This window comes from Pseudomonas sp. KBS0707, assembly GCF_005937945.2.
GTDB lineage: Bacteria > Pseudomonadota > Gammaproteobacteria > Pseudomonadales > Pseudomonadaceae > Aquipseudomonas > Aquipseudomonas amygdali.
Genome location: NZ_CP041754.1, coordinates 213,659 through 240,654 on the forward strand (window position 1 = coordinate 213,659; position 26,996 = coordinate 240,654).

Sequence of the window (26,996 nt, forward strand, 5' to 3'; positions counted from 1 at the left end):
TGCCAGTGTGGGCCGGGGGACAGGTGTGTCATTATATGCCTACGCATTCAAACGAAACCGACACCTCTTGCCGCTCCCTTTGCAGGCAGGGCCTTCACCGGAAATCACATGCAACTCAAAAACCCCATCCTCGGTCTGTGCCAACAGGCCACGTTCATGCTCAGCGCCGCCAAGGTCGACCAATGCCCCGACGACGAAGGGTTTGAAGTCGCTTTTGCCGGTCGTTCCAATGCAGGCAAATCGAGCGCGCTGAACACGCTGACCCATGCCAGCCTGGCGCGCACCTCCAAGACACCGGGGCGCACTCAACTGCTGAACTTCTTCGGGCTTGATGAAGATCGACGTCTGGTCGACTTGCCAGGCTACGGCTACGCCAAAGTGCCTATCCCGCTCAAACTGCACTGGCAGCGCCACCTTGAAGCCTATCTGGGCAGCCGCGAAAGCCTGAAGGGTCTGATCCTGATGATGGATATCCGTCATCCAATGACCGATTTCGACCTGTTGATGCTGGACTGGGCCATCGCCAGCAACATGCCGATGCACATTCTGCTGACCAAGGCCGACAAGCTGACCTATGGCGCTGCGAAGAACACGCTGCTCAAGGTTCAGACCGAAATTCGCAAAGGCTGGGGCGATGCAGTGAGCATCCAGTTGTTCTCGGCTCCCAAGCGCATGGGGCTGGAGGAGGCTTACACCGTGCTGGCCGACTGGATGGAACTGGAAGACAAGGCGCCTGCGGAGTAAATCGCAGGCAAAAAAGACCCCGGACTTCGCATGGGGAGGGGGAAGTTCCGGGGCTTAAGGTCCAGACCTTAGGGTGGGATCTGGATAACTGCCAACACTTAACACAACTAGGAGCACGATCGATTTTTCAACCAATCGAGACCTCTGACTCCTATCCAAACGGTTAAGTTCCAGCAATGAAGAAAAGTTCACATTTCCTACAATGTTTGACGAACCTGCTGACAGGTTCGCCCTTTCAGAGTCAGTGCGCCTCGTCCCAGTTGTTGCCGACCCCGACTTCCACCAGCAGCGGCACTGCCAATTCTGCTGCGCCACTCATGTGTGGGCGGATCTGTTCACTGATCTGATCGACCAGGTCTTCGCGCACCTCCAGCACCAGTTCGTCATGCACCTGCAGAATGACCCGCGCATCCAGACCGGATTCTTCCAGCCAGCCATTCACGGCCACCATGGCTTTCTTGATGATGTCCGCCGCAGTGCCTTGCATCGGCGCGTTGATCGCCATGCGTTCGGCACCTTTGCGCAGGGACTGGTTCTTGGCGTTGATGTCCGGCAAGTACAGGCGACGGCCGAAAATGGTCTCGACAAAACCCTGCTCGGCGGCCTGCGCACGTGTGCGCTCCATGTAATCCAGCACGCCGGGGTAGCGGGCGAAGTAACGGTCGACATAAGCCTGTGACTGCTTGCGGTCCACGCCAATCTGTTTGGCCAGGCCAAACGCGCTCATGCCGTAGATCAGGCCGAAGTTGATCGCCTTGGCGCTGCGGCGCATGTCCGTGGTGACGTTTTCCAGCTCGACGCCGAAGACTTCCGCTGCCGTCGCGCGGTGAACGTCCAGGTCGTTGCGGAAGGCATGCAGCAAGCCTTCGTCCTGTGCCAGATGCGCCATGATGCGCAGTTCGATCTGCGAATAGTCTGCCGCCAGCAGCTTGTAGCCCTTGGGGGCCACGAACGCCTGACGGATGCGTCGGCCTTCAGCAGTACGGATCGGGATGTTCTGCAGGTTCGGATCGCTGGATGACAAGCGCCCGGTCACCGCCACTGCCTGGTGATAGGAGGTGTGAATGCGTCCGGTGCGCGGGTTGATCTGCTCCGGCAGGCGGTCGGTGTAAGTGCTCTTGAGCTTGCTCATCGAGCGGTATTGCATCAGTACCTTGGGCAGCGGGAAGTCCTGCTCGGCGAGTTCGGCCAGCACGGCCTCGGCAGTCGATGCCTGGCCGGTAGCGGTCTTGCTGAGGATCGGCATACCGAGCTTTTCGTAGAGAATCACGCCGAGCTGCTTGGGCGAGCCCAGGTTGAACTCTTCACCGGCAATAGCAAAGGCTTCGCGCTCCAGCGCGGTCATCTTGTCGCCCAGTTCGACGCTCTGGATGCCCAGCAGGTTGGCATCGACCAGTGCGCCCTGGCGTTCGATGCCTGCAAGGACGGGCACCAGCGGCATCTCGATGTCGTTCAAGACCGGCTGCAAGGTTGGAATTGCGGCCAGACGCGCTTCGAAGACTTCATGCAGGCGCAGGGTCAGGTCGGCTTCTTCGGCAGCATAATCACCAGCCTGCTCGATGGCGATCTGGTCGAAGGTCAGCTGCTTGGCACCTTTGCCGGCGATCTCCTGGAAGTTGATCGGCGTGTGCGTCAGGTACTTGGCCACCAGGCTGTCACGGTCGTGGCGGGTGGCAGTGGAATCCAGAACGTAGGATTCCAGAATGGTGTCGAACCTGACGCCCTGCAGGTCGATGCCTTGTGTCTGATCGCCGTCGAGCGCGCAGTTGGCAAGCAGGTTGATAGCGAACTTGGCGTGTTGACCGACCTTGGTTTTATCCGGGTCTTCAAGCAGCGGCTTGAGCGCCTTGAGTACTGTGTCTCGGTCCAGTTGCTGCGGCACCCCCATGTAGGAGTGGGTCAGCGGAATGTAGGCGGCTTCATGGGTTTGAATGGCAAAAGACAAACCTACCAGTTGCGCGCGCTGGGCGTCGGTGCCGTTGCTCTGGATCACAAAGGCGAACAGCGGCGCGGCGTTGAGCTTCTTCAGCCACGCGTCGAACTGGCTCTGCTCGAGAATGACTTCATAGGCGGCTTCTTTTGCCTCGACGGTTGGCTCTTCGACGGCCAGCTCCTGCCCGGCGCGTTTGGCATCACGTTGCAGGTCTTCGATCCAGCTTTTGAATTCCAGCTCGGCGTACAGCTCCATCAATTTGTCGCGGTCCGGCTCGCCGCAATGCAACTGGTCCAGTTCGATGTCCAGTGGCACGTCGATCTTGATAGTTGCCAGTTCATAGGACAGGAAGGCCATCGCACGATGCTCTTCAAGCTTCGCCGCCAGGGTCTTGGCCCCACGAATAGGCAGGGTCGCGACCGTTTCGAGGCGCTCGTAAAGCTCCTTGATCCCGCCGCCCACGCCAACCAGCAAGCCGACGGCAGTCTTTTCGCCGACGCCGGGGACGCCAGGTATGTTGTCGACCTTGTCGCCCATCAGTGCGAGGTAGTCGATGATGTGCTCCGGACCGACGCCGAACTTCTCTTTCACGCCAGCCACGTCCAGGGCGCTGCCGGTCATGGTGTTGACCAGGGTGATGTGTCCGTCGACCAGTTGCGCCATGTCCTTGTCACCGGTGGAGATGATCACCGGACGGTCCGCCGCTGCGCTGCTGCGCGCCAGGGTGCCGATCACGTCGTCTGCTTCAACGCCTTCCACGCATAGCAGCGGATAGCCCATGCCCTTGACGCAAGCATGCAGCAGATCGACCTGCACGCGCAGGTCATCCGGCATGCTGGGCCGATTGGCTTTGTAATCGGTATACAGCGCGTCGCGGAAAGTCCCGCCCTTGGCATCGAAGACCACCGCAAACGGGCTGTCCGGGTACTGGCGACGCAGGCTTTTGAGCATGTTGAGCACGCCCTTGACGGCACCCGTCGGCAATCCTTTGGACGTGGTCAGTGGTGGCAGTGCGTGGAAGGCGCGATAGAGGTAAGAGGAACCGTCTATCAGGACGAGCGGCGCTTGGGTCATGAGCAGAATCAACCTTTTCGGCGGGGCCGGCGCTAGAATGCGCGGACCATTGACGACAAAGGGACAAGGTTATCATGTGCAAGGTAAATCGACTGATATTGACCGGCCTGTTGGCATTTTGTCCTTTGCTCGCAGTTTCAGCAGAGGACCCACCTTCGGCTGCACCGGACGTTACTATCCGCACCGACGGGGACAAAACCATTCAGGAATACCGCCAGAACGGCTTTCTGTATGCTGTGAAGATTACCCCCAAACACGGCAAGCCCTATTTTCTGGTGCGATCCGATGGTACAAGTCCCAATTTTATCCGTTCGGACCAACCGGACATGCTGATCCCGGAGTGGAAAATATTCGAATGGTAGCCACCTACATTCACTTTAATTGCTGGCAGTTCTGACATGTCCGTTTTTACCCCGTTGGCCCGGCCCGAGCTGGAAGCATTTCTCGCCCCTTATGGGCTCGGCCGTTTGCTTGACTATCAGGGCATTGCCGCCGGTAGCGAAAACACCAACTACTTCATCAGTCTGGAGCAGGGCGAATTCGTTCTGACGCTGGTCGAACGCGGCCCGGTGCAGGAGATGCCATTCTTCATCGAGCTGCTCGACGTGCTGCACGATGCCGATTTGCCGGTGCCGTACGCATTGCGCACCACCGACGGTGAGGCCCTGCGGCAATTGGCGGACAAACCGGCGCTTCTGCAGCCACGTTTGCCAGGCAAGCACATCAGCGAGCCCAATACCCAGCACTGCGTGCAGATTGGCGAGCTATTGGCCAACCTGCATCTGGCGACCCGTGAGCAGGTGCTTGAGCGCAAGACCGATCGAGGTCTGGACTGGATGCTGAGTGAGGGGCGCAATTTTCTGTCGCATCTGGGCGAAACCCAGCGAGCCTTGCTGGAAAAGAGCCTTCAAGAGATCGAAGACTTCAAGCCACAGATCATGGCGTTGCCGCGCGCCAACCTGCACGCGGACCTGTTTCGTGACAACGTGTTGTTTGAAGGCACGCACCTGACCGGGCTGATCGACTTCTATAACGCCTGTTCCGGGCCGATGCTCTACGACCTGGCGATTGCCCTCAATGACTGGTGCTCACGTGAAAACGGCCAGCTCGATGCCGTCCGTGCTCGTGCGCTGCTGGGGGCTTATGCAGGTTTGCGACCATTCACTGCGGCGGAGTCGAAGCTCTGGACGACCATGTTGCGCATCGCCTGCGTGCGTTTCTGGCTGTCTCGCCTGATCGCCGCCGAAACCTTCGCCGGTCAGGACGTGCTGATTCATGATCCCGCGGAGTTCGAACGCCGTCTGGCTGAGCGCCAGGAAGCGCACATAGCCTTGCCGTTTGCGCTCTGAGACCAGACCTGTCTCCGCGCGTCTGAACCAGTCGGACGGTTGACTCTCGTTCCCATGCTCCGCGTGGGAATGCAGTGCGTGACGCTCCGCGTCGCAAGAGGACGCGAAGCGTCCAGACCGGCATGCCCACGCGGAGCATGGGCACGATAGTGTTATCCCTGACGACTATCGTTCCTCACGCTCCAGCGTGGGAATGCAGTTCGTGACGCTCAGCGTCACACAGCAGTGCTGCGATGTGGGCGGTGGCAGTCAGAGACTGCTCAGGCAACCTGCCAGGTCATCAGCCAGCTTCTGCAATACCTGCTCGTAACCCTGCGCGGTGGCCGGGGTGTAGCCGCCCAGTCCATCCAGCTCCGCCAGCTTGACCGGCAGGCCTGCGCTCAAGGTTTCAGCCAGACGCGGGCGCAGTGGTGGTTCACTGAATACACAGGTTTTGCCCGCAGCCTTCAGGCGTTCACGCATGGCGGCGACATGCTGCGCACCGGGCTGGATCTCGGCGGCGATGGCGAATACCCCGGCGTGTTTGAGCCCATAGGCCTCTTCGAAATAATCGAAGGCCTCGTGGAAGACGAAGTAAGGCTTGCCTGCCACTGCACTGACCCGACCCTTGATACGAGCATCCAGCGCGTCAAGGCGTTTGCTGAATGCGGCAGCGTTACTCGCATAACGAGCTGCATTGGCAGGGTCGGCAGCGCTCAGGTCTGTGGCCATTTTCGCGGCAATCACCCGCGCGTTGACGGTCGACAGCCACAGGTGTGAATCCAGGCTGCCGGGCCGGTGGTCGTGGTCATGTTCGTCTGCGTCGTTGTCGTGATCATGCTCGTGGTCATCATGCGAGGCATTGTCTTCGCCAAAGTGACGCAAGTGCATGCCCGGCAGCGACTGCACGGCAACCGCAGGCAGTTTGCGGCCCTGAATGACGCGTGGCAGGAAAGCTTCCATGTCCGGGCCGATCCAGTAGAGCAACTCTACTTCCTGCACGCGCCGTACGTCGGATGGACGCAGCGCGTAGTTATGCGGTGAGGCACCCGGTGGCAGAAGCACTTCCGGTGTACCGACGCCATCCTGCACAGCCGCTGCAATCAGCTGCAATGGCTTGATACTGGTCAGCACCCGGACCTCGGCCTGAACAGGGGAAATGACCAGCAGACTGACCCACAAAACAGCAACAAGATTTAAAAGACGGCGCACTCGAATCACTCATATAAGCCAGGAACAGGTAACATAATAACGTCTCTAGCCAATATCGTCGCTGCTCATGCCCAATACTCCCCTGGCCAGTCGCCCCCATGACCACTCTCACTGCGTGCATTCGGCCCTCGCTGAAGCCGATGCGCTGTGCGCCAAACAGGGTCTGCGCCTGACCAACTTGCGCCGTCGCGTGCTGGAACTGGTCTGGCAAAGCCACAAACCGCTGGGTGCCTACGACATCCTCGCGGTGCTGAGTGATGAAGACGGTCGTCGCGCTGCGCCGCCAACCGTTTATCGTGCACTGGATTTCCTGCTGGAAAACGGTCTGGTGCACCGCATCGCCTCACTTAACGCGTTCACCGGCTGCAATCACCCCACTCATGCGCATCAGGGGCAGTTTCTGATTTGCCGCCTGTGTCACGCGGCGATCGAGCTGCAGCACCCAGCCATCAGCAATGCCATCATCGATGCCGCTGCAGGCGTTGGCTTCGCGGTCGAAGGCCAGACGGTCGAGATCGTTGGTGTATGCGCCGGCTGCAAGGCGGCTTGATGACGGATGCATTGATACGTCTGGAGCAGGTCGCTGTAACGCTGTCCGGGCAAAGCGTTCTGGACAACATCCAGTTGAGCGTAAAGCCGGGCGAAATCGTTACGCTGATCGGCCCTAACGGCGCTGGCAAGACCACGCTGGTGCGTGCAGTGCTGGGGCTGCTCAAGCCCGACTCCGGAACCGTCTGGCGCAAGCCGAAGCTGCGTGTCGGTTACATGCCGCAAAAACTGCATGTGGATCAGACGCTGCCGCTGTCGGTGCTGCGCTTTTTGCGTCTGGTGCCCGGTGTGGACCGCATGGCTGCAGAGTCTGCCCTGGAAGAAGTCGGGGCCGAGAAGGTCATCGATAGCCCGATTCAAGGTATTTCCGGTGGCGAGATGCAGCGCGTTCTGCTGGCCCGAGCCTTGTTGCGCAAGCCTGAATTGCTGGTGCTCGATGAGCCGGTGCAGGGTGTCGACGTGGCAGGTCAGGCCGAGCTGTACGGCCTTATTACCCGGTTGCGCGACCGCCACCAGTGCGGCGTGCTGATGGTGTCTCATGATTTGCATCTGGTCATGAGCACGACCGATCAGGTGGTCTGTCTGAACCGCCATGTTTGCTGCTCCGGGCATCCCGAGCACGTCAGCCATGATCCGGCGTTTGTCGAGCTGTTCGGCAAAAACGCGCAAAGCCTGGCGATCTATCACCACCATCACGACCACGCCCACGATCTGCATGGCGCTGTGGTGAATGATGCACCGGCGACTTCCTCACATACTCACACTCATGTTCACGGAGACCACTGCAAGCATGGCTGATTTTTTACTGTATGCCTTGCTCGCAGGCGTTGCTCTGGCTGTCGTCGCAGGCCCGCTCGGGTCGTTCGTGGTCTGGCGGCGCATGGCGTACTTTGGCGATACGCTTTCCCACGCAGCATTGCTCGGTGTGGCGCTTGGCTTCCTGCTGGATATCAGCCCGACCATTGCAGTGACGGTCGGCTGCCTGCTGCTGGCGGTGCTGCTGGTCACGCTGCAACAGCGCCAGCCGCTGGCCTCGGACACGCTACTGGGGATCCTCGCACCGAGCACGCTGTCGCTCGGCCTGGTGGTGCTCAGCTTCATGCATGAAGTGCGTATCGACCTGATGGCTTATCTGTTTGGCGACCTGCTTGCCATCAGCCCGGCTGATCTGACCTGGATCCTGGGCGGCAGCGCGCTGGTGCTGGTATTGATTGTTGCGCTGTGGCGCCCGCTGCTGGCAATCACCGTGCATGAAGAGCTGGCGCGGGTCGAAGGCCTGCCCGTCGCGGCATTGCGCATGGCGCTGATGCTGCTGATCGCCGTGGTGATCGCTGTGGCGATGAAGATCGTCGGCGTTCTGCTGATCACGTCGCTGCTGATCATTCCCGCCGCTGCGGCGCAGCGTCACGCCCGCTCGCCGGAGCAGATGGCGCTGGGTGCAAGCCTGTTAGGCGTGATAGCCGTGTGTGTCGGGCTATCATTGTCATGGTTCAAGGACACCCCGGCAGGACCGTCTATAGTGGTATCCGCTGCAGCGTTGTTTTTGCTCAGCTTTGTTCTACCCAGGCGAGCGGTGTAGACTTGCTCGTTTTTTGCGCAAACTAGAGAATCGCAGGAATGAAGCCGTTCGCCCCACGCTATCTGCTGCTTGTCGCATTTTCCATCCTGCTGGGTGCCTGCCAAAGTGCGCCCACTGCCGAGACGCCTGCCTCCGACGTTCAGCCTGACGCGTTCGCTCAGCTTGAGCAGAACATCGTCAGCAATGAGCTGGCGACGGCCGAGGATCAACTGGCCGCGTTGCAGGCCGCCAATCCTGCCGATATCCGCCTCGAGCCTTTTCAGCGTCGTCTGGCCGAAGCCTATCTGAGTCGCAGCCAGATCAGCCTGCAGAAGGGTGATATGAATGCGGCGGCCAACGCACTCACTCGTGCGCGCGCGCTGATGCCCAAGGCACCGGCACTGACCAGTGGCGTCAACGGCGCTATCGCTCATGCGCGCAAGGCCGAGCTGGAGAAAGCCGAAGCTGATTTGAAGGCGGCCGAAGCCAGAAGGGTTGCCAAGCTCATCGATCCGTCGGCAGAAAGCACGACAATTGAACTCAAGATCGGCGATATGCGTGCATTGCGTCGTCAACTGGACGATATCGCAGCGGATACCGTAGCGTTCAACTGTGAAGTGCTGATGGTAGTGCCGCGCACCGAAGACTATCCGTGGCTGGCCACGTTGCTGACCAAACGGGTGGTCAAGGCCAATCCGGATTTCGAGCTGCAATTGCGTCGCGAGATCGAGCGCAATGAAAAAGCGCAGATCATCCTGACGCCAGCGAAGTCCTGAGTCGATCCTTCAAAGCGGACGCAGATCGTACAGAACTGCATTCCCACGCGGAGCGTGAGGAACGAGAAGTGTCGGGGAGTCTATGTGGGGGGCGAGAAGGTTCAGAAAGGCGCTCCCACGCCGGAGCGTGGGAGCGATCTAGCACGTCAGATCAAGCCGGAACAGCCTTGGCTTTCACTTCACGATCCCATACACGGTGCTGAGCAATCGCGTTGAAGAACGCTTTGAACGATTTGCTATCGGATACCTCCAGCAGGCCCGCATCTTCTTCCAGGCGTAGCAGGCTCAACAGCTCTTTGGCCTCCCCGGCAAAGGAGATGGCCTTGAGGTGCTTGTAGGCTTCCAGGATGAAGTGCAGTGCCACGCCGTCGCCTTTCAGCGCTTCGATCGAAGCCTTGCCACCCGGCACGAAGACTGCGTCGAACGCTACCGAAGGCAGGCCTTCAGCCGATGCGTCCACTGGCAGGCTCTGGCCGTCAGCGGTCTTGACCGGTGCGGAGGTCGGGCCCAATACCTTGGCGTGTGCGCCTTCGGCAGTCAGTGCAGCTTTCATGGCTTCGACCGCTTTGCCGTCCACGCCGTCTGCCACAAGAATGGCAACCTTGCGTGAAACGATATCGCCAGAAAGCAGGTTGACCTGGCTCAGCGCCGGCGACTCTTTTACCGAAGTCTGACGCACTGGCACGGTCCCGGCAGTCGGTGCTGGCAAGCCCAGATTGGCGGCTACGCGGCTGGCCAGTTCCAGGTCGATATTGGCCAGAATCTCGTTGACCTGACGGGCACGAATGTACTCGCGCTCGACCTTGCCCAACTCGAAGCTATAGGCCGCGATGATGTGCTCTTTCTCGTGATGGCTCATGCTCTGGAAGAACAGGGTGGCCTGCGAGAAGTGGTCGCCAAACGATTCGCTGCGCTCACGAACCTTGTGCGCTTCAACGCGCTCAGGGTAGGTCTCGAAGCCGCCATCTACAGGGCCGGCAGGGGTTTCTTTCGGCCAGCCGCCATCGATCGAGTTCGGCTCGTAAGAAGCGCGGCCCTTGTCGATAGTGGTGCGATGCTGTGCGTCACGCTGACCGTTGTGGTTCGGCGCAATCGGACGGTTGATCGGGATTTCGTGGAAGTTCGGCCCACCCAGACGGCTGATCTGCGTGTCGGTGTAGGAGAACAGGCGACCTTGCAGCAGCGGGTCATTGGAGAAGTCGATACCTGGCACGATGTGGCCCGGGCAGAAGGCAACCTGCTCAGTCTCGGCGAAATAGTTGTCCGGGTTACGGTTCAAGACCATCTTGCCCAGCGGAGTGACCGGTACCAGTTCTTCGGGAATGATCTTGGTCGGATCGAGCAGGTCGAAGTCGAACTTGTGCTCGTCTTCCTCGGCAACGATCTGCACGCCCAGTTCCCATTCCGGGTAGTCGCCCATCTCGATGGATTCCCACAGGTCGCGGCGGTGGAAATCGGTGTCCTTGCCAGCGAGCTTCTGCGCTTCGTCCCAGACCAGCGAGCACACGCCGAACTTGGGCTTCCAGTGAAACTTCACGAAGCTGGACTTACCTTCGGTGTTGATAAAGCGGAAGGTGTGGATACCAAAGCCCTGCATGGTGCGCAGGCTTTTCGGAATGGCACGGTCGGACATGGTCCACAGCACCATGTGTGCAGATTCCGGCACCAGCGAAACGAAGTCCCAGAAGGTGTCGTGAGCCGAGCCCCCGGTCGGGATTTCGTTATGTGGCTCTGGTTTTACCGCGTGCACGAAGTCAGGAAACTTGATGGCGTCCTGAATGAAAAAGATCGGCATGTTGTTGCCGACCAGATCGAAGTTGCCTTCTTCGGTGTAGAGCTTGACCGCAAAGCCACGCACGTCGCGCACGGTATCGCCCGAGCCGCGCGGGCCCTGAACGGTAGAGAAGCGCACGAACACCGGGGTCTTCTTGCCAGGATCACGCAGGAAACCCGCTTTACTCAGCGCGCCATGGTCTTCATAAGTCTGGAAATAACCATGTGCCGCGGTGCCGCGGGCGTGAACGATACGCTCCGGAATACGCTCATGGTCAAAGTGCGTGATCTTTTCACGCATGATGAAGTCTTCGAGCAGCGATGGGCCGCGGCTGCCGACTTTCAGTGTGTTCTGGTTATCGGAAATCTTGACACCGTGATTGGTGCGCAGGGCCTGCTGGGTCGCGTCCGAGCGGAACTGCTCAAGGCTTTCCAGCTTGTCGTTGGTATTGCCACGGTCCAGGGTGTCGGTACCTGCCAATTCGCTCTTGGGCGTTGCGGTTACAGGTGGTGCGTTCTTGCTAGCCATCAGAGACTCCTTATCTCGCCCCAATCATTGAGTTGGGTTCGCTGAATACGACTTCCCTGGCGTAAGCGGGAAATCACGGTATCCAAGAAGTGACCGAGGCCTAAAACAGCCGTTCCCTTTATTTGTCGCACATCTTTACCAACGGTCGCGTTATGCCTGTTGCGCAGGGCAGCCTGCAAATAAATGCTAAGCACAGCGGGCCGGACAGGCTAAAATGCGCGCCCGGCTTTACCCGGCCGAGGTAACGAAGCAGGTGGCGTCCTGCCACTGCGCTGATTTTTTAACGCGCCCCACAAGGTTCGCTCCGTGATCGAGTTTCATAACGTCCACAAAACCTATCGGGTGGCAGGCAAGGAAATACCGGCCCTGCACCCTACCAGCCTGCGCGTCGACGGCGGCCAGGTGTTCGGCATCATCGGCCATTCCGGCGCTGGCAAAAGTACCTTGCTGCGCCTGATCAACCGTCTGGAGACCCCGAGCGGTGGACAGATCGTGGTTGACGGTGAAGACGTCACGGCGCTTGATGCCAATGGCCTGCGCCGCTTCCGCCAACAAGTCGGGATGATCTTCCAGCACTTCAATCTGCTGGCCTCCAAAACCGTGGCCGACAATGTTGCGATGCCGCTGACGCTGGCGGGTGACATGTCCCGCAAGCAGATCGACCAGCGCGTGGCTGAGCTGCTGAAGCGGGTTGGATTGTCCGATCATGCGAAAAAATACCCGGCGCAATTGTCCGGCGGCCAAAAGCAGCGCGTCGGCATCGCCCGCGCCCTGGCCACCAAGCCGAAAATCCTGCTGTGCGATGAAGCCACCAGCGCGCTGGACCCGCAGACCACTGCGTCGGTTTTGCAATTGTTGGCCGAGATCAATCGCGAACTGAAGCTGACCATCGTGCTCATCACCCATGAAATGGACGTGATTCGTCGCGTCTGTGACCAGGTGGCGGTCATGGACGCTGGCGTGATTGTCGAGCAAGGCAAGGTCGCCGATGTGTTTCTGCATCCGCAGCACCCGACGACCAGGCGTTTTGTGCAGGAAGATGACCAGATCGATGAAAATGAACAGCGTGACGATTTCGCTCATGTTCAAGGCCGTATCGTGCGCCTGACCTTTCAGGGCGATGCGACGTATGCGCCTCTGCTGGGCACCGTGGCCCGCGAAACCGGCGTCGACTACAGCATCCTTGCCGGACGCATCGACCGCATCAAGGACACCCCTTACGGGCAGTTGACGCTGGCCATCACGGGCGGCGATATGGACGCTGCTTTTGCGCGCTTCACCGCCGCCGACGTTCATATGGAGGTGCTGCGCTGATGGACGCTTTTCTGAACCTGTTTTCCAATGTCGACTGGTACGAGATCTGGGTCGCCACCGGCGACACGTTGATCATGCTCGGTGTTTCGCTGGGCTTCACCATCCTGCTTGGCCTGCCGCTGGGTGTGCTGATGTTCCTCACTTCGCCGCGGCAGTTGCTGGAACACAAGCAGCTGTACGCCACGGTCGGGTTGATTGTGAACATGCTGCGTGCGTTGCCGTTCATCATCCTGCTGATCGTGATGATGCCGCTCACAGAAATCATTACCGGCACGTCACTGGGCATTCTCGGCACGTTGCCGCCGCTGATCGCTGGCGCCACGCCGTTCTTTGCGCGTCTGGTAGAGACAGCATTGCGCGAAGTGGATCGCGGCATCATCGAAGCCACGCAGGCCATGGGCGCGACGACCCGGCAGATCATCGTCAAGGCGCTGCTGCCTGAGGCGCGCCCCGGCATTCTGGCGGCGATCACGGTGACCGCCATTGCGCTGGTATCGTTCACGGCCATGGCCGGTGCGGTAGGCGCTGGCGGGCTGGGCGACCTGGCGATTCGTTATGGTTATCAACGCTTCCAGAACGATGTGATGTTCGTGACGGTCGTATTGTTGCTGGTGCTGGTGCAGATTCTGCAGACCATCGGCGACAGACTGGTCGCGCATTTCACACATCGTTGATCGAATCCGTTGGTATTGGCCCGCCTGTGCGGGCCCGAAGGAGTTGTTGCATGAAGAAGCTATTGGCCATATTCGCCGCTGTCACCGCCTTGTCCGCGCAAGCCAACGAAACCCTGACCGTCGCGGCCTCTGCCGTGCCGCACGCCGAGATCCTCGAGTTCGTCAAACCGACCCTGGCCAAAGAAGGCGTGGATTTGAACATCAAGGTGTTCAATGACTACATTCAGCCTAACGTGCAGGTGTCGCAGAACCGTATGGACGCGAACTTCTTCCAGCACCAGCCGTATCTGGATGAGTTCAACAAGGGCAAGGGCACAGATCTGGTGGCCGTAGCCAAAGTTCACGTAGAACCGTTCGGTGCGTACTCGGACAAGTTCAAGAAGCTGGAAGAACTGCCCAATGGTGCCAACGTTGCCCTGCCAAACGACGCCACCAATGAAGGCCGTGCCTTGCTGCTGCTGGCCAAGGCAGGTCTGATTACCTTGAAGGATCCGACCAATATCCTGTCCAAGCCTTCGGATGTCGTGAATAACCCGAAAGACCTCAAGTTCCGTGAGCTGGAAGCAGCTACGTTGCCGCGCGTACTGACTCAGGTCGATCTGGCGCTGATCAATACCAATTATGCCTTGAGCGCCAAGCTTGAGCCGACCAAGGACGCACTGATCATCGAAGGTGCCGATTCGCCCTACGCGAACATTCTGGTTGCCCGCCCGGACAACAAGGATTCAGACGCAATGAAAAAGCTGGTAGCGGCCCTGCAGAGTCCTGAAGTGAAAACCTTCCTGGCCGAGAAATACAAAGGCGCTGTGGTTCCGGCGTTCTGATCTGATCGCACCTTGTGGTTCTCGAGCCTATGCTCTGTGTCCCTTGCGACGCAGAGCATTGGGGGCTGCATTCCCGCGCCAGACACAACCCTATCGCGTGGTAGCGCCCTTCAGTACGCTCCGCGTCCTCGGCGACTTCGTGTCAGTGCACTGACTAATCCCTCTCCAGCAACCCAGGCAATTGCTTCACCAGCTTCTGGTTGTTCAGCGGCGCGCGGATAAAGCCTCGCTGGGTGCCGTCCGGCCCGATCAAAGCCAGGTTGCCGCTGTGGTCGACAAAGTAGTTCGGTTTGCTGGTATCGGCCGGAATGAACGGGATGCTCACTGCGTTGGCCAGCTTCTGGATATCAGCGACAGGTGACGTGAGGCCGATGTACTGCTTGTCGAAATAACCCAGATATTGCTTGAGCTGCTGCGGCGTGTCGCGGTCAGGGTCGACGCTGACCAGCACCACACGCATGCGCTCGACCACCTTTTCAGGCAGCTCGGTCCTGATCTGCTTTATCTGCGCCAGGGTAGTGGGGCAGATGTCCGGGCAGAAGGTGTAGCCGAAGAACATCAGCGTCCATTTGCCTTTCAAGTCATCAAGGGCCACCGCTGCGCCGTTCTGGTCCGACATGCTCAAGGCTGGCAACTGGCGACTTTTCGGTAGCAGCACAATACCTGCATCGTTAAGTGCCGCCTGATCCTCAGACCCGCTGCCCGGCAGCAACTGGCTGAGGATCAGGCCCAGAACGAGGGCAACAATGGCGGCAGCGATAAAAACTGTTTTCTGGGTACGGGTCATGGCATCAACGCGAGTAGTGATCGGCATGCGGCCAGGGATGATGGCCTATATGGCTTCGAGCGCCTAGGGCGCAGTGACATCGAACAGCGTATAGGCCAGCGTCAGGCGTTTCACCTCTGCGGGCAGGTCGCGATCAACGATGAAGCGCACGGGCATCTCGATACGCTCACCCGGCTGTAAGGTCTGTTGGGTGAAGCAGAAACATTCGGTCTTGTGAAACCACTCTGCCGCCTTCCCCGGCGAAATGCCCGGTACAGCCTGGGCTTTCATCGGTTTGTCAGTAGGGTTCTGCGCCACGAAAATCATCTCGTTGACCGCACCAGGGTTGATTTGCATCTGGCTGGCGCGCGGGTAGAACGCCCAGACCATTCCGGCAGAGTTTGTCGCGGTGAACTGCACCTCGTTCTGCCGCGAAGCGTCCTGGTCGCCGTTTCTGTCATGCCCGGTCAGCAAAGCATAGAGCGACGGCAATGCAAATCCGCAGATGAACATGATCACCAGCAAACAGATTAAACGCAGAGCAAGCCGCTTGGATAAAAGAGGCTGAGTCATGCCGGGCTCACTTTTTATGTCAGACAGCGTGTCGAAAGGGCTGCGGGCGGCTTCAGAGTAGCCTGCTTACATCAGCGCAAGGTGCCGTATTTATGCGCCAATGTAGGCAAATGGTCAGAAACTGAGCAAAAAACGCTTTGATATAGCCAATGCATATAAATGCGTTTCGGTTATAGCAAAAATGTCTTAGGCATTTAGTTAACCGAGCTAACGTATGACTCTCCATAACCGAACCACGGGGTTTAACGCCCTCAGGAGTCCCCACTGCCATGAACACCGCCGCATTGCGCGAGCAGATACAACTAGCCCATCAACATGAAGCCGAGACCGGCCACTTGCTGCAACAGTTGGAACAAAAGCTCCCACATCTTCATCCCGCCATTCACCTCCCGGATGTCGACGCGAAGGACGTGTTGACGCGTTTCGTCACTGCTTACATCGACTTGGTCCCCGACCTGCTGGACGCTGCTCACGAGGTCGCCGTAGAAGCCGGTATCGAAGGGCAGATTAAACCGGTACTGAAAATCGCAGAGCATTTTTTCGCAGCACCCCCTTCCATCATGGACGGACATGAAGGGCTGGAAAGCCTGCTGGACGAGGCCTATCTGGCACACAGACTGGTCGAGGAGGTGAACGATCTGTACATCAAGCATTTTGGTCAGCCGCTGATACCGTCAAATACCACGGTTGCCAGCGTGATTGCCCACCAGTTGATCGGCGAGCAATTTGCCAACCAGCTGGACGAGGCGGTTCACCATGCCGTCGACAAGCTGCTTGATGATGAAAGTTTCGCGCTGGACTCTGTCGAGGCCTACCGCGAAAAACTGACCAGTCCTGATACAGGTGCAGCGTGGAAGCGCTGGCCAAGCCTGTCACGGCAATTGGGTATCGGCCTGGAGCTGGAACGCTCCGTCATCTGATTCAGAGGCCCGAATCAATGTCTTCGCCCGCAATGGAAGGAGCCGGATATCGCTCCGCTGCTACGCGAAGACCCATCCGGCTCCTATCGTCATCCCAGGCTTCAGCCCCAACGCTTTGACTATCAGGCGGCGCCCGAGCCTATACCCGTTGTTGTGTAGATCCGCCCTTCAAGACGACGCTTCAACCCATGCGGCTCAATGAGCAGTCGGGTGCCATGAGCGGCATTGGAACGTCCCCACTCTTCCAGCAGTTCCAGGCACGAGTGGTCTATGTAGGAAAGATTGCCCAGCGGCACATGCACGGTACTGCCCTGCGGGATGGTGCCCAGAGCCTGAGTCAGCGCAGGCACCTTGAGGAACGTCGCGGCACCGACCAGACGCAGCTCGAATTCCTTCTCGCCCGCCAGTTCGACCACGTTGATCTTCAGGCGCGAAGCCTTGAACGCCAGCTTCACCAGGGTCAGACCGAACCCGACCAGTACACCGGTCAGCAGGTCGGTGAAGATGATCGCCACGGCAGTCGCCGCATACGTGAACATCGGCATCCGGCCATAGCGGCCCAGACCACGAAATGCCTTCAGATCGACCAGCTTCAGACCGGTATAAACCAGCACGCCAGCCAGGCTCGCGACCGGAATACTCTGCAGTACGCTCGACAGCAGCAACACGAACGCCAGCAGCCACAGGCCGTGGAAGATCGTCGAGAAGCGCGTGGTGGCACCGGCCTGGACATTGGCCGAGCTGCGCACGATAACGCCGGTCATCGGCAACGCACCGAGCACGCCGCAGAGCATATTGCCCACGCCTTGCGCGCTGAGTTCCTTGTCGAAGTCCGAACGCTGGCCACTGTGCATGCGGTCAACCGCCGAGGCGGAAAGCAGGGTTTCGGCACTGGCAATGAATGCTACGACGATAGCGGCAACCAGAATGGCCGGGTCGGCCAGATTCATCAGGTCGGTCGGACGCAGCCAGTCAATGGCGTCGGCCAGGTTGTCAGGCACTTCGACACGCTTCACCTGCAGGGCCATGAACAGGCTGATGCCGGTTGCGATACCCACGCCCAGCAGCGCGCCGGGTACGAAGCGCAAAGACTGCGGACGAAGTTTTTCCCAGCCCCACATGATCAGCATGGTGCCCAGACCGAGCATACCGGCCTGCATGCCGGTGCCTGGTCCGAAGGCCTGGATTAGTGTGGAAGGGAAGGCGATCAGATTGTCCAGCCCGGAAGGTTTGGGACTGCTGTCGAACATCACGTGTGCCTGTGACAGTACGATCAACACCCCGATACCGGCGAGCATGCCATAGACCACCGCAGGTGCCGTGACCCGGAACCAGCAGCCAAGCTTGAATCGACCTGCCAGCAGCTGAAGCAACCCGGCGAGTACCAGAATAGGACCCAGCATGGCCATGCCGTGCTCGCGTACCACTTCAAAAACCAGTACTGCCAGACCGGCTGCGGGACCGCTGACCTGCAACGGCGAACCCGCTATCCAGCCGACTATCAGCCCGCCCACGATGCCGGTGATCAGACCTTTGGCCGGAGGCATGCCGGATGCAATGGCGATCCCCATGCACAGCGGCAGGGCGACCAGAAACACGACCACGGAAGCGAGCAGCTCCCGTGGTAAAGCGGTTTTCAATGCTGTAATACCCATGACGCTTCTCCGGGATTCTTCAGACGAGGCAAGACGGGCGACGCGCATCCTGCGCAGCCGCCATCAGCTGATATAGAAGGGCTTGCCGTCAGTCGGACTGGTGATCAGTCGGCTGAAAAGCGTGCTTTCGGTGAAGCCATCGGCGTCGGTCCCGAACCGTCGAGCGGTATGAAACGATCGAGCTCGGCGTCATAAGCCAGGATTTCGCTGGTTTCGATGCTGTAGACCCAGCCATGAATGAACAATTGGCCGCTGGCCATTTTCGCTGCGACCGAAGGGTGGGTACGCAGGTGATGCAACTGGGAAATCACGTTTTCCTGAGTCAGGACCTGCATGGTTTCCAGCTCGCCGCTGCAACTGCAGTTCTGCTCGACCACTGTGCGGGCGACCTCGGCATGCCGCAACCAGGCCTTTACCGTAGGCATCTTGTCCAGGCTGTCAGGGTTGAGCACTGCACGCATGGCGCCGCAGTCGGAATGTCCGCAGACAATGATGTGTTGCACACCCAGCGCGACAACTGCGTACTCCAGAGCTGTGGACACACCACCGTTCATCTGGCCATACGGAGGCACAACGTTACCGACGTTACGCGTCACGAACAGGTCGCCTGGCGAGCTTTGGGTAATCAGTTCAGGCACGATGCGCGAGTCGGCGCAGGTGATGAACATGGCCCGTGGCGACTGGGCGGTAGCCAGCTTCTTGAACAGTTCTTCCTGCTGGGGGAAGACCTCGTTACGAAAATGTACAAAGCCATCGACAATATGTTTCAACGCTACGTCGGCGCTGTCTGAATGGCTTGATGTGCTGGACGACGTAGCCGAATGCTGTTTACCGATGTCTGTCATGTCTTCATCCTCTCTGACGGATTGATGTGGATTCTTCATGCCTGTTTGACCAGAGCCGGATGTGATCCCTGTAAGTGGCATCACGAACAAATCCCTTGAGCACTATCGCTGGTGACACTCCGAATTACAGACTAATCGCCCAAGCTTAAGCGAAACTGAATGCGATGGCTCTGGGACGCGGGTTTGCACGATAGTACCAAGTTCGTCACAGCAGTGACATTTGTCCTCCTGGCGGACAAAACGCATCGCAATCGAGTGTGAAGCCACCACGTTTGTTCAATCCAAGCCGTTTGATTGCCAAGGCATAGCGTTGAGCCAGTAGATCAGCAAACGGTCCTTCGCCGCGCATCCGCGAGCCAAACTGACTGTCGTACAGCGCTCCGCCGCGGCTTTGACGAATCAGGCTCATAACATGTTCGGCGCGTTGCGGGTAATGTGTCTTCAGCCATTCGTCGAACAACGGGGCGACCTCCAGCGGCAGGCGCAGCATCACGTAACTTGCGCTTAGCGCGCCTGCCGCTTTCGCCTCGCTCAGCAGCGCCTCCAGTTCGCTGTCATTGATCATCGGAATCATGGGCGCGCACAGCACCCCGACGGGAACGCCCGCCTGACGCAACACCCGAATGGCCCGTAAGCGAGCCTTGGGCGCTGCCGCCCTGGGTTCGAGGATGCATTTGAGCTCGTCATCCAGTGTAGTCAGGCTGATGAATACTGACACCAGCCGAAGTCTGGCCATCTCTGCGAGCAGGTCCAGGTCTCGCAGGATCAGCGAGCCCTTGGTAATGATGCTGACCGGGTGCCGATAGCGCAACAACACCTCAAGCGTGGCGCGAGTAATGCGGTATTCACGTTCGATAGGCTGATACGGGTCGGTATTGGCCCCTAACGTAATGGGCGCACAGCGGTAGCCTGGTTTGGAGAGCTGTTGCTCCAACAGCGCCGCTGCGTTGGTCTTGGCGATCAGCTTTGTTTCGAAATCAAGCCCCGGCGACATGTCCCAGTAGGCATGGCTGGGCCTGGCGAAACAATAGATGCAGCCATGTTCGCAGCCCCAGTAAGGGTTGATCGAGCGATCAAAGGGAATATCCGGCGAGCTGTTGCGGGTAATGATGCTTTTGGCGGTCTCGCTGGTAACCTGAGTGCCTTGGGTAAGTGGCACTTCCTGATACCAGCCGTCGTCCTCGGCCACGGACTGGCTGGGTGCGAAGCGATTATGCGGGTTGCTGGCAGTACCGCGGCCACGAACCGGATAGGGGCTGGACATCTGGCAATACTCAAATGCTGTTTATGCATACAGTAAAGCATAAGGCCGTGATATATCACTATGGCTGGCTTGTAAAACACCGCTCGTCTGACGGGCGGTGCATTGGATTTGTCCCGCGGCAGGTCAGGCATCGCCCTCGTGCGTCAGCTCCAGCACGCGGTCAACCAGCTTGTTAATGCCCGATGCAGCCTCACTGATGCTTTTGGCAACCATGTAGGCGGGCGTGCAGACCAGTTTTCGTGCTTCGTCTTCGACGATGTCATCGACAGCGCATGGCGCGTGGCTGCCGCCCATTTTGGTAATGGCCGCAGCGGTATCAGGGTCGTTGCCGATGGTGCAGGTAACGCCGGGACCGTAGATCTTCGCTGCAAGTGCCGGGGTGATGCAGATCAGCCCGACCGGTTTGCCTGCTTCTGCGAACGCCTCTGCGAGTTCCAGCAGCCCGGCTTCCACCTGGCAGGCAGGGCCTTGCAGGGCAAGGTCGGAAAGGTTCTTCGCCGAGCCGAAACCGCCCGGGATGATCAGGGCGTCAAAGTCCTCTGCGTTTGCATCGCGGATGTCCTTCACGTCACCCCGTGCAATGCGCGCAGATTCGATCAGCACATTGCGCGACTCGGGCATTTCCTCGCCAGTCAGGTGGTTGATGACGTGATGCTGGGCGATGTTCGGCGCAAAGCACTGGACCTGCGCACCACGTTGATCCAGACGAAGCAGGGTGAGGACGCTTTCATGGATTTCGGCACCGTCATAGACGCCACAACCGGACAGGATTACAGCCACTTTTTTCTGCATCGATTCGGCTCCTTGTACTTGAGCAATCTAAGGCTTCTTTTAATTCGTCCATTGATTGATCGCTTTATGGGCCGAGTGTTCAGTTGACGCGTTACAGACTACGCAAAAATGCGTGGGGAAGGGTGATGCTCGCAAGGTCAGGCAGCGGCGGCGCACTGCCGCCGAGTGAGGCCTGTCAGCCTGCACTCGGGGAAGGAAACGGAGAAATTACTCGTCTGATTTTTTCGTCAGGTCGACGGGCACGGGGACAGGTGTATCCAGATCGGACGCCGCTGCAGATGCACAGAAGCGGCTCTTTTCTTCACGCTCTTCACGGGCAATACGCGCATTCTTGATGCGTCGGCGCAGCCACAGACCAAGGCCGAGCAATATCAGCGCACCCAGCACCCAGAGTTCGTATTTCTTGACGTTGCCCAGCAAGCCCTCGAGAACCGCGCCGAAATGGTAGGCCCCCGAACCCAGTGCAGCCGCCCAGACAGCCGCGCCGATACCGTTAAGCAGCAGGTAACGCCCCGGTGGGTAGCCTGACAGGCCGATGGCCACCGGCATGACCGTTCGCAGGCCATACACGAAGCGGAAGCTCAGTACCCATATATCCGGGTGCTTGCGCACCAGCCGCAGGGCCTTGTCGCCCATGAGTTGCCAGCGGGGCTTGCGCGCCAGGAGCTTGCGGCCGTGTTTGCGCCCCATGAAATACCACAACTGGTCACCCGCATAGCTGCCGCAGAAGGCAACGAGTATGACGATATTGAGGTCCATGTATCCGCGAAACGCCAGAAAGCCGGCGAGAACGAGAATGGTCTCGCCTTCAAAAAAGGTGCCGAGGAACAGGGCAAAGTAGCCGAATTCGTTCAAGAAATTCTGGAGCATTGTCTGGATGCTGGCGAAATGAACGCGCAGCCTAACGCGCCCAAGACAATGATGAAAGTGTCGATATGTGTCTCGACGTTAAAGATTCTTACAACCACAATGGTTGGATCCTCATAAGGCCTATGACCGCGACGTGCAGTCGCAGGTCGAACCATGACTGTCACACATTGGTCATAATGGCGGCTTATAACTGTCGCGCTTGCCCGCGTAAGCGGGCTCAGGAGTCTCGCCGTGAGCTTTACCCCCGCAAACCGCCTGTTTCCTCTCACTCGTCTGCGCCGTAATCGCCGCGACGACTTTTCCCGTAGGCTGGTGCGTGAAAACGTTGTCACCGTTGATGATCTGATTCTCCCCGTATTCGTCCTCGATGGTGAAAACCGTCGTGAATCCATTGCCTCGATGCCTGGCGTCGAGCGTCTCAGTGTCGATCTGTTGCTTGAGGAAGCCGAGCACTGGGTCGCACTGGGCATTCCAGCGCTGGCCTTGTTCCCGGTAACGCCGGCCGAGAAAAAATCTCTGGACGGCGCTGAAGCCTGGAACCCGGATGGCATTGCGCAACGCGCCACCCGCGCGTTGCGTGACCGCTTCCCGGAGCTGGGCGTCATCACTGATGTGGCGCTGGACCCGTTTACCACCCATGGTCAGGACGGCATCCTCGACGAAGAGGGCTATGTGCAGAACGACATCACTGTCGATGCACTGGTGAAGCAGGCCTTGTCGCACGCCGATGCAGGCGCTCAGGTGATCGCGCCTTCGGACATGATGGACGGTCGTATCCAGGCCATCCGTGAGTCGCTGGAGCTGGCCGGGCACGTCAATGTGCGGATCATGGCCTACTCGGCCAAATACGCCAGTGCCTATTACGGCCCGTTCCGTGATGCGGTGGGTTCTTCGCTGAATCTGGGCAAGGCCAACAAGGCGTCCTATCAGATGGACCCGGCCAACAGCAACGAGGCACTGCACGAAGTCGCAGCTGACTTGGCTGAAGGTGCCGACATGGTGATGGTCAAGCCGGGCATGCCTTATCTGGACATCCTGCACAGGGTCAAGGATGAGTTCAAAGTGCCGACCTTTGTCTATCAGGTCAGTGGTGAATACGCGATGCACATGGCAGCAATCCAGAATGGTTGGCTGAGTGAAGGGGTTATTCTCGAGTCCCTCACAGCCTTCAAACGCGCCGGTGCCGACGGCATCCTTACCTACTTCGCTGTTCGCGCCGCTCAACTGTTGAAGGGGCAATAGCCTCACAGGATCATTCATGAATACCGAAGCACTCATCGAAGCCGCTGTTGAAGTCGATGTTCCGCAGGCGACGCCCGCGGTTGAACCTGACATCGAAGTAATCCCGGCCATTGAGGCACCTGCCGCTACAGTGCCCGCTATCGTCGCTCCGAACCTGGACGACAGCAGCCTGTATATCCACCGTGAACTGTCGCAATTGCAGTTCAACATCCGGGTACTGGAACAGGCGCTCGATGAGTCCTACCCGTTGCTGGAGCGGCTGAAGTTCCTGCTGATCTTCTCCAGCAACCTCGATGAGTTCTTCGAGATTCGTGTCGCAGGTCTGAAGAAACAGATCACCTTTGCCCGTGAACAGGCCGGGGCCGACGGTTTGCAGCCGCATCAGGCGTTGGCCAGAATCAGCGAGCTGGTGCATGGTCATGTTGATCGTCAGTACGCGATCCTCAACGACATTCTGCTCCCTGAGCTGGAAAAGCATCAGGTCCGCTTCATTCGTCGTCGTCACTGGACGGCCAAGCTCAAGGCCTGGGTACGTCGTTACTTCCGTGACGAGATCGCGCCGATCATCACCCCGATCGGTCTGGACCCAACCCATCCGTTCCCGTTGCTGGTCAACAAGAGCCTGAACTTCATTGTCGAGCTTGAAGGTATCGACGCCTTCGGTCGCGACTCGGGCCTTGCGATCATTCCGGCACCGCGTTTGCTGCCGCGTGTCATCAAGGTGCCGGAAGAGGTCTGTGGCCCTGGCGACAACTTCGTTTTCCTGTCGTCGATGATCCACGCTCACGCCGACGATCTGTTTCAGGGCATGAAGGTCAAGGGCTGCTACCAGTTCCGCCTGACCCGAAACGCCGATCTGGCGCTGGACTCGGAAGACGTGGAAGACTTGGCACGTGCCCTGCGCGGCGAGCTGTTCTCGCGTCGCTACGGCGATGCGGTACGTCTGGAGGTAGCGGATACCTGCCCCAAAGACCTGTCGGACTACCTGCTCAAGCAGTTCAACCTGAACGAGTCCGAGCTGTATCAGGTCAACGGGCCGGTCAACCTGACGCGCCTGTTCAGTATTACTGGCCTGGACAGCCACCCTGAATTGCAATACCCGCCGTTCACGCCAGCGATCCCCAAACTGCTGCAGAACAGCGAAAACATTTTCAGCGTGATCAGCAAGCAGGACATTCTGCTGCTGCACCCTTTCGAGTCGTTCACCCCGGTCGTCGACCTGCTGCGTCAGGCGGCAAAGGATCCACATGTTCTGGCTGTGCGCCAGACGCTGTACCGCAGCGGTGCAAACTCGGAAATCGTCGATGCGCTGGTTGATGCGGCGCGTAACGGCAAAGAGGTCACCGCGGTGATCGAATTGCGTGCCCGCTTCGACGAAGAGTCCAACCTGCAACTGGCCAGCCGTCTTCAGGCTGCCGGTGCGGTGGTGATCTATGGTGTGGTCGGCTTCAAGACCCACGCCAAGATGATGCTGATCCTGCGTCGCGAAGCCGGCGAGATCGTACGTTATGCACACCTCGGGACCGGTAACTATCACGCTGGTAATGCGCGTCTTTACACCGACTACAGCCTGCTGACCTCTGACGACGCATTGTGCGAAGACGTCGGCAAACTGTTCAGTCAGCTGATCGGCATGGGCAAAACGCTGCGCATGAAGAAACTACTGCATGCGCCGTTCACGCTCAAGAAAGGCATGCTCGACATGATTGCCCGCGAGACGCAGTTTGCGCTCGACGGCAAGCCAGCGCACATCATCGCCAAGTTCAACTCGCTGACCGATCCGAAGATCATTCGCGCGTTGTACAAGGCCAGTCAGTCCGGTGTGCGCATCGATCTGGTGGTGCGCGGCATGTGCTGTTTGCGTCCGGGCATCGCCGGGGTTTCGCACAACATCCATGTGCGCTCGATCATCGGCCGATTCCTGGAGCACACGCGGGTGTTCTACTTCCTCAACGGCGGCGACGAGCAAATGTTCCTGTCGAGTGCCGACTGGATGGAGCGCAACCTCGACAAGCGTGTCGAGACCTGCTTCCCGGTGGAAGGCAAGAAATTGATTCTGCGTGTGAAGAAGGAGCTGGAAAGCTACCTGACCGACAACACTCACAGCTGGCTGCTGCAGCCAGACGGGCGTTACGTGCGTAGCATGCCGACAGGCAATCAGAACGCCCGAAGCGCCCAGGCGACCCTGCTGGAGCGCCTGAGCAACCCGGTTCTCAGCGTACGCTGAAGACGATGCCGACTCGGGTCAGCCACTCCGCTTCCAGCGCGAAGTCGGCCTGAGTCAGCTGGTTGTTTTCCAGCCAGCCTGTGGGGAACTCGGCGTCCAGATTCGGGCCGTCGGCACGCAAGATCACACGCGGCATCTCCTGTGTGCCACGAATGTGGTGAAACAGAATCGCAAAGCGCAACAACACGCACAGGCGAATCAGCTTGATGCCTTCTGCGCCGAAATCGGCGAACTTGTCCTTGGGAATATTACGGCGATGACCGCGCACCAGCAGAGCGAGCATTTGCTGGTCTTCGCGGGAGAAACCGGCAAGGTCAGAGTGCTCGATCAGGTACGCGCCGTGCTTGTGGTAGTGATAGTGAGCAATGTCCAGGCCGATCTCATGCACCTTGGCGGCCCAGCTCAGCAGTTCGGCGTAGCTCTCGTGTTGCAATTCCCAGCTTTCGGCAACCTGCTCCAGCGCATGCAGCGCCTTGGCTTCGACGCGTGCGGCCTGTTCCAGATCAACATGGTAGCGCTCCATCAGCGAGCTGAGCGTGCGCTCACGCACGTCTTCGTGATGGTGGCGGCCCATCAGGTCGTACAGCACGCCTTCACGCAGGGCACCTTCGCAGTGATCCATGCGCTTGAGCTCAAGCGCATCGAAGATCGCTTCCAGAATCGCCAGGCCTGCGGGGAAAATCGCGCGGCGGTCGGGCTTGATGCCGTCGAAGTCGATCTTTTCGACGTCACCCAGCTTGAACAGCTTGCGCTTGAGCCAGGCCAGCCCTTCGGCATTGACCTCGCCAGCGCCGTAACCGTTGGCTTTGAGTGCAAGGCCGATAGCGCGGATGGTGCCTGACGAACCGATGGCTTCATCCCACTTCAGGCGATGCAGCGCATGTTCGATGCTCATGATTTCCAGGCGGGCAGCGGTGTAGGCCTGTGCGTAACGCGCGGGTGTCACCTTGCCGTCGCGGAAGTAGCGCTGAGTAAAACTCACGCAGCCCATCTGCAGGCTTTCACGCAGCAGCGGCTCAAAGCGCTGGCCGATGATGAATTCGGTACTGCCGCCGCCGATGTCGGCGACCAGTCGCTTGCCGGGGGTGTCGGCCAGCGTGTGCGAAACGCCCAGATAAATGAGGCGCGCTTCTTCGCGGCCGGAGATCACTTCCACCGGATGGCCGAGAATCTCTTCGGCGCGATGAATGAAGTCGTTGCGGTTGCGGGCTTCGCGCAGCGCGTTGGTCCCCACGATGCGTACGGCACCGGGCGGCAGGCCATTGATCAGCTGGGCAAAACGTTTCAGGCAGTCGAGACCGCGCTGCATGGACTCTTCAGTCAACTGGCGTTCTTCGTCGATGCCAGCGGCCAACTGCACCTTCTCGCCCAGGCGCTCAAGAATGCGAATTTCGCCCTGATTGGCTTTTGCCACAACCATATGAAAGCTGTTGGAGCCCAGGTCGATGGCGGCGATCAGTGAAAAATTCTTGGGTGTTGAGTGCGGCATGGTCAGGAAATCCAGTTCGATAACCGGACCATCGTGCCACGATCCATGCCTGCCGCCAACGCGAA

Annotated in this window: 24 protein-coding genes; 13 read left to right on the forward strand and 11 right to left on the reverse strand. The window is 59.0% G+C overall.

Features of this window, described 5'->3' with window-relative positions:
• Positions 1-108: 108 nt before the first annotated feature.
• Positions 109-744: a ribosome biogenesis GTP-binding protein YihA/YsxC gene (gene yihA, locus FFH21_RS01075; RefSeq protein ID WP_004655245.1), complete on the forward strand. Its 636-nt coding sequence runs from the start codon at positions 109-111 to the stop codon at positions 742-744.
• A 241-nt stretch (positions 745-985) separates the two neighbouring features.
• On the opposite strand, the gene polA is transcribed toward yihA, so the two are convergent.
• Entirely contained in the window at positions 986-3,751 is a 2,766-nt protein-coding gene (gene polA / locus FFH21_RS01080; protein WP_011167410.1) for a DNA polymerase I, read from the reverse strand.
• A gap of 74 nt (positions 3,752-3,825) precedes the next feature.
• Between polA and FFH21_RS01085 the strand changes: the two genes are divergently transcribed.
• A complete protein-coding gene (locus tag FFH21_RS01085; RefSeq protein WP_004655238.1) occupies positions 3,826-4,113 on the forward strand; it encodes a DUF2782 domain-containing protein in 288 nt (95 codons plus the stop codon).
• A gap of 36 nt (positions 4,114-4,149) precedes the next feature.
• The gene (locus tag FFH21_RS01090; RefSeq protein ID WP_002555690.1) at positions 4,150-5,100 is read left to right on the forward strand and encodes a homoserine kinase; all 951 of its coding nucleotides are present in this window, start codon (positions 4,150-4,152) and stop codon (positions 5,098-5,100) included.
• Positions 5,101-5,349: 249 nt separating this feature from the next.
• Here the strand turns inward: FFH21_RS01090 and znuA are convergent, their stop codons facing one another.
• Positions 5,350-6,291, reverse strand: coding sequence for a zinc ABC transporter substrate-binding protein ZnuA (znuA, locus tag FFH21_RS01100; protein ID WP_004666540.1), 942 nt, complete (start codon positions 6,289-6,291; stop codon positions 5,350-5,352).
• A 67-nt stretch (positions 6,292-6,358) separates the two neighbouring features.
• Here znuA and FFH21_RS01105 point away from each other — a divergent pair, with 67 nt between their 5' ends.
• The 4 genes from FFH21_RS01105 to FFH21_RS01120 are packed head-to-tail and all read left to right on the forward strand — an operon-like array spanning position 6,359 to position 9,174.
• A complete protein-coding gene (locus FFH21_RS01105; RefSeq protein WP_011167411.1) occupies positions 6,359-6,841 on the forward strand; it encodes a Fur family transcriptional regulator in 483 nt (160 codons plus the stop codon).
• Positions 6,841-7,638: a zinc ABC transporter ATP-binding protein ZnuC gene (gene znuC, locus FFH21_RS01110; protein ID WP_004655231.1), complete on the forward strand. Its 798-nt coding sequence runs from the start codon at positions 6,841-6,843 to the stop codon at positions 7,636-7,638. The genes FFH21_RS01105 and znuC overlap by 1 nt, the downstream gene beginning before the upstream one ends.
• On the forward strand, positions 7,631-8,419 hold the full coding sequence (znuB, locus tag FFH21_RS01115) for a zinc ABC transporter permease subunit ZnuB (RefSeq protein WP_005731662.1): 789 nt from the start codon (positions 7,631-7,633) through the stop codon (positions 8,417-8,419). The genes znuC and znuB overlap by 8 nt, the downstream gene beginning before the upstream one ends.
• A gap of 38 nt (positions 8,420-8,457) precedes the next feature.
• A complete protein-coding gene (locus FFH21_RS01120) occupies positions 8,458-9,174 on the forward strand; it encodes a PA5502 family lipoprotein (RefSeq protein ID WP_004655225.1) in 717 nt (238 codons plus the stop codon).
• A gap of 151 nt (positions 9,175-9,325) precedes the next feature.
• Here the strand turns inward: FFH21_RS01120 and katE are convergent, their stop codons facing one another.
• A complete protein-coding gene (katE, locus tag FFH21_RS01125) occupies positions 9,326-11,476 on the reverse strand; it encodes a catalase HPII (protein ID WP_004655224.1) in 2,151 nt (716 codons plus the stop codon).
• 306 nt (positions 11,477-11,782) lie between these two features.
• Between katE and FFH21_RS01130 the strand changes: the two genes are divergently transcribed.
• From FFH21_RS01130 to FFH21_RS01140, 3 genes are read left to right on the forward strand one after another with little or no spacing between them, the layout of a single operon-like run.
• Positions 11,783-12,790: a methionine ABC transporter ATP-binding protein gene (locus FFH21_RS01130; protein ID WP_011167412.1), complete on the forward strand. Its 1,008-nt coding sequence runs from the start codon at positions 11,783-11,785 to the stop codon at positions 12,788-12,790.
• On the forward strand, positions 12,790-13,464 hold the full coding sequence (locus tag FFH21_RS01135) for a methionine ABC transporter permease (protein WP_004666537.1): 675 nt from the start codon (positions 12,790-12,792) through the stop codon (positions 13,462-13,464). The genes FFH21_RS01130 and FFH21_RS01135 overlap by 1 nt, the downstream gene beginning before the upstream one ends.
• A gap of 50 nt (positions 13,465-13,514) precedes the next feature.
• Positions 13,515-14,288, forward strand: a complete 774-nt coding sequence (locus tag FFH21_RS01140; RefSeq protein WP_002551542.1) for a MetQ/NlpA family ABC transporter substrate-binding protein — start codon at positions 13,515-13,517, stop codon at positions 14,286-14,288.
• Between the two features lie 154 nt (positions 14,289-14,442).
• On the opposite strand, the gene FFH21_RS01145 is transcribed toward FFH21_RS01140, so the two are convergent.
• Together FFH21_RS01145 and FFH21_RS01150 are read right to left on the reverse strand one after the other, a co-directional pair.
• A complete protein-coding gene (locus FFH21_RS01145) occupies positions 14,443-15,075 on the reverse strand; it encodes an SCO family protein (protein ID WP_041924702.1) in 633 nt (210 codons plus the stop codon).
• Between the two features lie 63 nt (positions 15,076-15,138).
• Positions 15,139-15,627: a cytochrome c oxidase assembly protein gene (locus tag FFH21_RS01150; RefSeq protein WP_011167414.1), complete on the reverse strand. Its 489-nt coding sequence runs from the start codon at positions 15,625-15,627 to the stop codon at positions 15,139-15,141.
• A 269-nt stretch (positions 15,628-15,896) separates the two neighbouring features.
• On the opposite strand from FFH21_RS01150, the gene FFH21_RS01155 reads away from it, so the two are divergent.
• The gene (locus FFH21_RS01155; RefSeq protein WP_002551545.1) at positions 15,897-16,547 is read left to right on the forward strand and encodes a hypothetical protein; all 651 of its coding nucleotides are present in this window, start codon (positions 15,897-15,899) and stop codon (positions 16,545-16,547) included.
• 122 nt (positions 16,548-16,669) lie between these two features.
• Here FFH21_RS01155 and FFH21_RS01160 read toward each other — a convergent pair whose 3' ends face one another.
• The 5 genes from FFH21_RS01160 to FFH21_RS01180 form a co-directional block, all read right to left on the reverse strand.
• Positions 16,670-18,202 carry a SulP family inorganic anion transporter gene (locus tag FFH21_RS01160; RefSeq protein ID WP_041924393.1) on the reverse strand — a complete coding sequence of 511 codons (1,533 nt, stop codon included), beginning with the start codon at positions 18,200-18,202 and terminating at the stop codon, positions 16,670-16,672.
• Between the two features lie 104 nt (positions 18,203-18,306).
• The gene (locus tag FFH21_RS01165; RefSeq protein WP_004655211.1) at positions 18,307-19,047 is read right to left on the reverse strand and encodes a carbonic anhydrase; all 741 of its coding nucleotides are present in this window, start codon (positions 19,045-19,047) and stop codon (positions 18,307-18,309) included.
• Positions 19,048-19,252: 205 nt separating this feature from the next.
• Positions 19,253-20,311 (reverse strand): PA0069 family radical SAM protein, encoded by a 1,059-nt coding sequence (locus FFH21_RS01170; protein ID WP_011167417.1) that lies wholly within the window; start codon positions 20,309-20,311, stop codon positions 19,253-19,255.
• A gap of 123 nt (positions 20,312-20,434) precedes the next feature.
• Positions 20,435-21,103: an isoprenoid biosynthesis glyoxalase ElbB gene (elbB, locus tag FFH21_RS01175; RefSeq protein WP_004655205.1), complete on the reverse strand. Its 669-nt coding sequence runs from the start codon at positions 21,101-21,103 to the stop codon at positions 20,435-20,437.
• A gap of 207 nt (positions 21,104-21,310) precedes the next feature.
• Positions 21,311-21,973 (reverse strand): DedA family protein, encoded by a 663-nt coding sequence (locus tag FFH21_RS01180; RefSeq protein WP_011167418.1) that lies wholly within the window; start codon positions 21,971-21,973, stop codon positions 21,311-21,313.
• A 231-nt stretch (positions 21,974-22,204) separates the two neighbouring features.
• Here FFH21_RS01180 and hemB point away from each other — a divergent pair, with 231 nt between their 5' ends.
• Positions 22,205-23,215 (forward strand): porphobilinogen synthase, encoded by a 1,011-nt coding sequence (gene hemB, locus FFH21_RS01185; RefSeq protein WP_004655202.1) that lies wholly within the window; start codon positions 22,205-22,207, stop codon positions 23,213-23,215.
• A gap of 16 nt (positions 23,216-23,231) precedes the next feature.
• Entirely contained in the window at positions 23,232-25,442 is a 2,211-nt protein-coding gene (gene ppk1, locus FFH21_RS01190) for a polyphosphate kinase 1 (RefSeq protein WP_011167419.1), read from the forward strand.
• On the opposite strand, the gene ppx is transcribed toward ppk1, so the two are convergent.
• The gene (gene ppx / locus FFH21_RS01195) at positions 25,429-26,931 is read right to left on the reverse strand and encodes an exopolyphosphatase (RefSeq protein WP_005731673.1); all 1,503 of its coding nucleotides are present in this window, start codon (positions 26,929-26,931) and stop codon (positions 25,429-25,431) included. The two genes, ppk1 and ppx, sit on opposite strands and share 14 nt — an antisense overlap.
• Positions 26,932-26,996: the final 65 nt, after the last annotated feature.

Coding starts and splice junctions, on each gene's coding strand:
- yihA (WP_004655245.1), top strand. CDS start 109: ATGCAACTCAAAAACCCCATCCTCGGTCTGTGCCAACAGGCCACGTTC.
- polA (WP_011167410.1), bottom strand. CDS start 3,751: ATGACCCAAGCGCCGCTCGTCCTGATAGACGGTTCCTCTTACCTCTAT.
- FFH21_RS01085 (WP_004655238.1), top strand. CDS start 3,826: ATGTGCAAGGTAAATCGACTGATATTGACCGGCCTGTTGGCATTTTGT.
- FFH21_RS01090 (WP_002555690.1), top strand. CDS start 4,150: ATGTCCGTTTTTACCCCGTTGGCCCGGCCCGAGCTGGAAGCATTTCTC.
- FFH21_RS01105 (WP_011167411.1), top strand. CDS start 6,359: ATGCCCAATACTCCCCTGGCCAGTCGCCCCCATGACCACTCTCACTGC.
- znuC (WP_004655231.1), top strand. CDS start 6,841: ATGACGGATGCATTGATACGTCTGGAGCAGGTCGCTGTAACGCTGTCC.
- znuB (WP_005731662.1), top strand. CDS start 7,631: ATGGCTGATTTTTTACTGTATGCCTTGCTCGCAGGCGTTGCTCTGGCT.
- FFH21_RS01120 (WP_004655225.1), top strand. CDS start 8,458: ATGAAGCCGTTCGCCCCACGCTATCTGCTGCTTGTCGCATTTTCCATC.
- katE (WP_004655224.1), bottom strand. CDS start 11,476: ATGGCTAGCAAGAACGCACCACCTGTAACCGCAACGCCCAAGAGCGAA.
- FFH21_RS01135 (WP_004666537.1), top strand. CDS start 12,790: ATGGACGCTTTTCTGAACCTGTTTTCCAATGTCGACTGGTACGAGATC.
- FFH21_RS01140 (WP_002551542.1), top strand. CDS start 13,515: ATGAAGAAGCTATTGGCCATATTCGCCGCTGTCACCGCCTTGTCCGCG.
- FFH21_RS01145 (WP_041924702.1), bottom strand. CDS start 15,075: ATGACCCGTACCCAGAAAACAGTTTTTATCGCTGCCGCCATTGTTGCC.
- FFH21_RS01150 (WP_011167414.1), bottom strand. CDS start 15,627: ATGACTCAGCCTCTTTTATCCAAGCGGCTTGCTCTGCGTTTAATCTGT.
- FFH21_RS01155 (WP_002551545.1), top strand. CDS start 15,897: ATGAACACCGCCGCATTGCGCGAGCAGATACAACTAGCCCATCAACAT.
- FFH21_RS01160 (WP_041924393.1), bottom strand. CDS start 18,202: ATGGGTATTACAGCATTGAAAACCGCTTTACCACGGGAGCTGCTCGCT.
- FFH21_RS01165 (WP_004655211.1), bottom strand. CDS start 19,047: ATGACAGACATCGGTAAACAGCATTCGGCTACGTCGTCCAGCACATCA.
- FFH21_RS01170 (WP_011167417.1), bottom strand. CDS start 20,311: ATGTCCAGCCCCTATCCGGTTCGTGGCCGCGGTACTGCCAGCAACCCG.
- elbB (WP_004655205.1), bottom strand. CDS start 21,103: ATGCAGAAAAAAGTGGCTGTAATCCTGTCCGGTTGTGGCGTCTATGAC.
- FFH21_RS01180 (WP_011167418.1), bottom strand. CDS start 21,973: ATGCTCCAGAATTTCTTGAACGAATTCGGCTACTTTGCCCTGTTCCTC.
- ppk1 (WP_011167419.1), top strand. CDS start 23,232: ATGAATACCGAAGCACTCATCGAAGCCGCTGTTGAAGTCGATGTTCCG.
- ppx (WP_005731673.1), bottom strand. CDS start 26,931: ATGCCGCACTCAACACCCAAGAATTTTTCACTGATCGCCGCCATCGAC.